We start from the raw sequence: 5,270 nt of genomic DNA on the forward strand, positions 1-5,270 counted from the left end.
GTCCACGGCCTGGAATGGGTCGCCGCCATCGACCTCGTCCTCGTCCTGGCCGCCGCCGCCATCAGCACCCTCCTCCCACGACCCGCGCAGGCCACGAAGACCGCGGCCGGCTCAGCGGCGGCACAGGCTCCCGCCGCCTCCGAGAAGCCGAGCAGCAGCGCTGCATAGAGCAGCGTTCGACCGAGCGAATCAACCATCGACAGCCGAGAGTCGAGAAGAAGAGGCACGCATGGACATCCCCTCCGGCACAACGCCCGAAGCCCGCAAGAAGCGCATCGCCCTGCTCTTCGAGAGCATCATCACCAAGGGCGAGCTGCACCTGGCCGACGAGCTGTTCCACGAGGACTTCTACTGGCCGCAGTTCGACCTTCGCGGCCCCGAGGGTGTGCGGACCTGGGTCAAGGCCTTCCGCACCGCCTTCCCCGACATGAGCGACATGGTGCAGGAGCAGATCGCCGAGGGCGATGTCGTGGTCACCCGCGTGGAGTGCGTCGGCACGCAGCTCGGCCCGTTCCGGGGACTGCCGCCGAGCGGCAAGAAGGCCACCTTCACCGCCATCGGCATCGACCGGTTCCGCGGTGAGAAGGTCATCGAGCGGTCGGCGCACTTCGACATCGCCGATCTGATGCGGCAGCTCGGCCACGAGACGCTCAACGTCCCGCCGGTCGACCGCCCGTGAGCCCTCGGGCACTCTGAACCGCTCCGGGCCGGCGCCGGCCCGGAGCTCTGCTCCATCGCCTGGGTGAGAGAGAGACCACGGCGGGCGGCCTCGAGGAAGAGGCCGCCCGCCGTGGTCCTTTTGCCGTGATCCCGGTTGCCGTGGTCCCTTTGCCGTGGCCCCGGTTGCCGTGGTCCTTTGCNGCCCCGGTTGCCGTGGTCCTTTGCCGTGGTCCCGGTTGCCGTGGCCCCTTTGCCGCCGCCCTTATGCGTCCCGGGCCGGGCGGTCCGCGTCCCCGCCGTCACGGCGGCGCAGCAGTTCCTTGACCCTCTCGGGGTGCAGCGGCAGCGCCCCGACATCCCCGGTCAACTGGAGCGCGTCCCGTACCGCGTTGGCGACCGCGGCGCCCGCGCCCGCCGTTCCGCCCTCGCCCGCTCCCCGAACACCGAGCGGGTTGCCCGGCGCCGGGGAGTCCTCGAAGACGTCGAGCCGGATCTCGGGGATGTCCGAAGCCCTCGGCCAGCGGTAGTCATTGAGGGTGATGGACTGGGGCTCGCCCCGCTCGCTGTACCGGAACTCCTCGAACAGCGCGCCGCCGATGCCCTGCACCGCGCCGCCGAGGATCTGCTGGCGTACGAGCTGCGGATGGACGGCCCGCCCGATCTCGTAGGTGATGGCGTAGCGCAGCAGCCGGACCTGGCCCGTGCCCGGGTCGATCTCCGCCTGCGCGAAGTGCGCCCCGTACGGGTAGGTCATTCCGTCGGCGACATAGGTGCTGCGGCCGATGAGACCGGGCTCCTCGCCGTTGCGCAGATGGGCCGGGGTGAAGCACACCCGGGCGATCTCGGCCAGGGTCAGCCGCTTGTCCGGGTCGCCGGGAGCGAACAGCGTCCCGCCCTCGACGCGCAGTTCCTCGGGGTCCGCGCCGAGCAGCACGCCCGCGACCCTCCTGGCCTTGCGCACGACGGCCTCCGCCGCCTGCTTGACGGCGGTGCCGCCGACCACGGTCGTCCGGCTGGCGAAGGTCCCCGAACCGTCGGGGAGGATGTCGGTGTCGGAGAGCACCACCTTCACCGACTCCGCCGGGACGTCGAACTCCTCGGCCGTGATCTGGGCCATCACCGTCTCGATGCCCTGGCCGACGTTGGCACCGCCCATGGCCACGCGGACGGCCCCGGTGGTGTCCACGTCGACGATGGCGCTGTCGTAGCCGAGTCCGGCCTTCTCCAGGATGAACGCGCAGCCGGTGCCGACCAGACGCCCGGACTCGCGTGCCGCACGCGCCTGCTCGCGCCACGCCTGGTACTCCGAGGAGGCAAGGGCCTTGTCGAAGTGCTCCAGGTGGTCCTTGCCGTCCAGGACCATCGGCGAGCCGAAGATGTGGATCGCCCGGCGGTGCGGGAACTCGGTGGCGTCCAGTAGGTTGCGCCGCCGCAACTCGACCGGGTCGGCTCCGAGTTGTGTCGCGGCCACGTCCAACGCGTGCTCCCGCACGAAGTTGTGCTGGTAGCGGCCGGGGGCGCGGTAGGTGCCGATGGGGGTCTTGTTGGTGGTGACGATGTGCACCCTCGAGCGGCAGGCCGGCAGCCGGTAGGGGCCCGACATCATCGAGGCCGTCAGTACGGCGACGACCGCGCCATGGGTGCGGATGTAGCCGCCGTTGTCCAGCCATGCCTCGTTCCGCAGGCCGAGGAGGCGGTGGTCCTCGTCGAAGGCGAGCTCGATGTCGTGCTCCTGCTGGCGGGCGTGGTTGGCCGCCACGAAGTGCTCGGCGCGGTCCTCGCTCCACTTCACCGGCCGCCGTGTGCGAAAGCACAGATAGGGGACGAGCAGGTCCTCCGGGTAGAACTCACCGCGCACACCGAAGCTGCCGCCCGCGTCCGTCTCCAGCATATGGATCCGGTGCTCGGGGAGGCCGATCATCTGGGCCGCCACACGGCGGTTGAAGTACGGGACCTTGGTGGCGCCCCAGATCGTCATGCGCTCGGCCCGGTCGTCCCACTCGGCGACCAGGCCCCGTGGCTCCAGCGGGGTTCCGCTGTGGCGGCCGACGCGCAGGTTGGTGGAGACGACATGGGCGGCGCCGGCGAACACCTCGTCGACCTCGCCGTAGCCGAACTCGATGATGCCGACCTCGGCGCGATGGCCGCCGAAGCACTCCAGCTCCAGGTCCGCCGCGGAGCGCGCGTCGAGGGCGACGGGGAGTTCCTCGATGTCGAGGGCGACGAGTTCGGCGGCGTCCTCGGCGACGTAGGGGTCGTCCGCCAGGACGGCCGCGACCGGATCGCCGACGTAGCGCACGAAGCCGGTGGCGAGCGGTGCCTGGAGGTAGGGGGTGAAGTCCATCCCCGGAGCGGGCTGGCGCACGGGGATCCGCGGCATCCCAACGAGGTCGGCCGAGGTGATCACGGACACCACGCCGGGCAGCCGTTCGGCCGCGGAGGTGTCGACGCCCCGGATACGGCCGTGGGCGACCGGTGAGCGCACCACCCGCATCCACAGCTGGCCGGGACGGATGACACCGTCGTGGAACCGGCCGCGCCCGAGCAGGAGACGCTCGTCCTCGAGGCGGGGGACCGATGTCCCAATCGCGTTCACGGAACTCCTCCTCTAGGAACGGGCGTCGGTGCCGGGGGTCGGTTCGGCGGCGGTGGTCGGTTCGGCGCCGGGGGTGGCGTCGCGTGGGACGGCGTCGCCGGGGATCGCGTCGCCGGCGGTCGCGTCGGCGCCGGCGGTCGCGACCGACTCGATGGCGTCGATGATCTGGCTGTATCCGCCGCAGCGGCACAGGTTCGCCGAGACCGACTCCCTGATGCGCTCCCGGCTCGCGTCGGGCTCCTTGCGCAGCAGGGCGGTCGCGAGCATCAGGAAGCCGGGGGTGCAGAAGCCGCACTGGAGCGCGTACTTCTCGCTGAACGCCTTCTGGAGCGCGTTGAGTCGGCCGTCGCGCGCCAGCGACTCGACGGTCTCGACCTCGGTGCCGTCCGCCTGGACCGCGAGCATCAGGCAGGCGCGCGCCGGTTCACCGTTGACGAGCACGGTGCAGGTTCCGCAGGCACCCAGCTCACAGCCGACCTGCGTGCCCGGCAGCCCCAGGGCCCGGTTGAGGACGTCGGCCAGGCTGCGCCGGGCCTCGACGGACAGGGCCCGCGGGTCGCCGTTGACGGTGACCTCCACGGGGATTGGCGCGGGCTCGGGTTCGGACGCGACATCGGACACGAGGTCGGGCAGCCGCTCTGGGGCGGTGTCGGAAGGGGCTGTCATCGGTCCTCTGCTTTCTGGTGGTCGGCCTGCCGGCCCGTTCCGGCCGTGGCACTCGTGCCGGGCGTGGCACCCGTGCGGGGCGTCGCACCGGTGCCGGCCGTGGCGCCTCGGGCGATGGAGGCGCGCAGCGCCCGGGCCACCAGCACGGTGGCGAGTTCCTTGCGGTCGTGCCCGTCGGTGCGCGGATCGGCGGGCGGGTCGAGTTCCTTGGAGGCCAACTGCGCCAGGTGGTCGAGGAGTCTGCCGTCCGGAACGCTTCCGACGGCCGCCTTCTCCGCCCCGTTCGCCCTCACCGGACGGTCGGCGACCCCGCCGAGCGCGATCCGGGCCGAGGCGATCCGCCCCCGCGCGTCGAGGTCGACGGCGGCCGACGCGGCCACCACGGGCAGGTCGCCCTGCTGGATGCCGAACTCGACCAGTGCCGCGTTGGGCGCCGGGTGCGGGAACCGGACCTCCGCGACGATCTCGTCCCACCGCGCCGCGCTCTGGTGGGCGCCGGTGAAGAAGTCCTTGGCCGGGACGGTCCGGGAGCCGTCCTCACTCACCACCACGACCTCGGCGTCGAGGAGCACCGCGAGCAGGCACCACTCGGCACGGGGATCGGCGTACGCGATGCTGCCGCCGAAGGTGCCCCGTGTACGGATGGGCAGATGCCCGATCAGGCGGGCCGATTCGGGAAGGACGCCGAACGCCGTCCGGATCTGCGGATCGTCGGCGTTCTCGATGTCGATGTGTCGGGTGAGCGCTCCGATGCGGAGCCCCTCCCCGTCACGGACAAGGTAGTCGAGGCCGCGAACGCGCTTCAGATCCACCAGTGCCGTGGGGCGGATCTGGCGGCGGTTCATCAATACGAGCAGACTCTGGCCTCCGGCGAGCACTCGGGCCTCGCCTCCGTTCTCCCGGAGGCAGGCCACCGCCTCGTCGACCGAGTCGGGCTGGAAATAGGCGAATCGAGCCGGTTTCATGCTCCATCTCCCCCAGAAATGAAAATTGGGCCGTGCGATCCTTGAATGGAAATCAAGCCATTCGGGAATGCCCCATCAGCCGCCCGCGGGGACGGCTGATGGACGATCACCGCGCATGTGGACTGCTGTTCCGCGCCATGGCCCCGCCTCGTCGGCTCACGGCCCCCGCCTCGTCGGCTCACGGGCCCGCGTCACGGCCTCGCGTCACCGGCTCACGCGGCGCTGCTCGTGGATCCCTCTCCCGCGGTCGCGGGCGCCGGGACGGCAGGACCCGCGGCGGCGCTGCGACCGCTCGGTTCCGGTCGTGGGAGGAGGGTGCTGATGGCGGCGGCGGCCAGGACGAGGACGAGGTCGATGGCGGCGACCCATTCCAGGCCGTGGAC

Annotated in this window: 4 protein-coding genes; 1 reads left to right on the forward strand and 3 read right to left on the reverse strand. The window is 71.5% G+C overall.

Annotated features, from left to right (window positions below):
* Positions 1 to 229 precede the first annotated feature (229 nt).
* Entirely contained in the window at positions 230 to 679 is a 450-nt protein-coding gene (locus IEY86_RS35530) for an ester cyclase (protein ID WP_189136032.1), read from the forward strand.
* 243 nt (positions 680 to 922) lie between these two features.
* Here IEY86_RS35530 and IEY86_RS35535 read toward each other — a convergent pair whose 3' ends face one another.
* Genes IEY86_RS35535 through IEY86_RS35545 form a run of 3 tightly spaced genes read right to left on the reverse strand, consistent with a single transcriptional unit; the run spans position 923 to position 4,887 of the window.
* Entirely contained in the window at positions 923 to 3,256 is a 2,334-nt protein-coding gene (locus tag IEY86_RS35535; protein WP_189136033.1) for a xanthine dehydrogenase family protein molybdopterin-binding subunit, read from the reverse strand.
* Positions 3,257 to 3,268: 12 nt separating this feature from the next.
* Positions 3,269 to 3,922 carry a (2Fe-2S)-binding protein gene (locus IEY86_RS35540; protein WP_189136034.1) on the reverse strand — a complete coding sequence of 218 codons (654 nt, stop codon included), beginning with the start codon at positions 3,920 to 3,922 and terminating at the stop codon, positions 3,269 to 3,271.
* Positions 3,919 to 4,887: an FAD binding domain-containing protein gene (locus tag IEY86_RS35545; RefSeq protein ID WP_189136035.1), complete on the reverse strand. Its 969-nt coding sequence runs from the start codon at positions 4,885 to 4,887 to the stop codon at positions 3,919 to 3,921. Before IEY86_RS35545 ends, IEY86_RS35540 begins: the two co-directional genes overlap by 4 nt.
* Positions 4,888 to 5,270: the final 383 nt, after the last annotated feature.

Source organism: Wenjunlia tyrosinilytica (assembly GCF_014646055.1).
In the GTDB taxonomy this organism is placed as follows: Bacteria; Actinomycetota; Actinomycetes; order Streptomycetales; family Streptomycetaceae; genus Wenjunlia; species Wenjunlia tyrosinilytica.